This window comes from Limosilactobacillus coleohominis, assembly GCF_016901675.1.
Lineage (GTDB): Bacteria > Bacillota > Bacilli > Lactobacillales > Lactobacillaceae > Limosilactobacillus > Limosilactobacillus intestinavium.
Genome location: NZ_JACJKU010000157.1, coordinates 1 through 1,133, shown reverse-complemented (window position 1 = coordinate 1,133; position 1,133 = coordinate 1). Strand labels below are relative to the sequence as shown.

The 1,133-nt window shown below is 39.6% G+C and carries 1 protein-coding gene; it reads right to left on the bottom strand.

Going from position 1 to position 1,133, the window contains the following annotated elements; genetic code table 11:
• Position 1: 1 nt before the first annotated feature.
• Positions 2 to 1,105, bottom strand: a complete 1,104-nt coding sequence (locus tag H5975_RS08280) for an IS110 family transposase (protein ID WP_204785621.1) — start codon at positions 1,103 to 1,105, stop codon at positions 2 to 4.
• Positions 1,106 to 1,133: the final 28 nt, after the last annotated feature.

Sequence of the window (1,133 nt, the reverse complement as noted above, 5' to 3'; positions counted from 1 at the left end):
ATTAAGCAATCTTGTTGTTTTCCATTCCCCAAATAAAGCAAGCTAGTTCTCTAGCAACAGCGATAATCGCAACGTTTCTAGGTTTACCGGCATGAAGCATTCGTTCATATCTCTTGTGAAGCCGTTTAACCGCTCGATCGGCGTACCTAATTACTTTTCCTGATTGACCGTTTTGACGGGCTTTTAGTTTTTTAGATTTTTTGCTTGGCTCACCACGTACTAATCCCTGCACACACTCAACTAAGGTCGTCCTAATAGTCGAATTACCTTGTTTAGTAATTCGACCCAAACTAACCTTATTCCCGCTGGAATGTTCACTAGGAGTTAACCCAAGGTAGGCAGTGTAAGCCTTAGCGTTAGGAAACCTAGTGAAGTCCGACGTTTCTACATGAATCGTCATGGCAGCGGTGGTATCAATACCCTTGAAGCAGCGTAACTTAGCTATTGGTTCTTGGTAACGTTTCTGGTGCGAAAGTTCTTCTAATTGACTGTTAAGTCGGTCAATTTTATCGGTAAGTTCATGGTAGTAAACGATATATTCATCTAAAATTACTCTTTTTAATTTGGATAATTGTAGTTGTTCTAACCACTTCAGGTATAGACTTGTCCATGGAGTCCGAGTAAAGCGGAAGCCATTACGAAGAACGAAAGACCGAATACGTTGTTTAGTCTGCTTAAGGTCTTTCTTTAATGACTTAATTAACCGAATAAATTCCTTAACGTTATCGTCTTCCTGATCTGGAACATAGACCGCTTTATAGGTTCCGGCGGCTAAGTTATGTGCAATCATTTGGGCATCTTGATGATCATTTTTAACCATCTGATGCTTAGCGTTACTGTACATCGTTGATGGTGCTAAAATAACACATTCGAAACCGAGTTCTATTAATCGATTGTAAAGAGAGTATCCCCAGATACCCGCTTCATACCCAAGAACAATTTGAGTTTCGTCCGTTTGTGGTAGTTGAGAAGTAAACTTAACTACATTCTGGATATCCGCAGTACATTTAGTTTCGCGAATAATTTCACCATTAAGGGCGTCCAAAGCACATAAACTAAAAGAGTCTTGATGGACATCCATACCAACATAAATTACACTAGACATAAGAGTGACCTCCTTAATTGTTTAGGGT

Bases quoted from the DNA above. Each gene is read 5' to 3' on its own strand.
- H5975_RS08280 (WP_204785621.1), bottom strand. From the start codon at position 1,105: ATGTCTAGTGTAATTTATGTTGGTATGGATGTCCATCAAGACTCTTTT.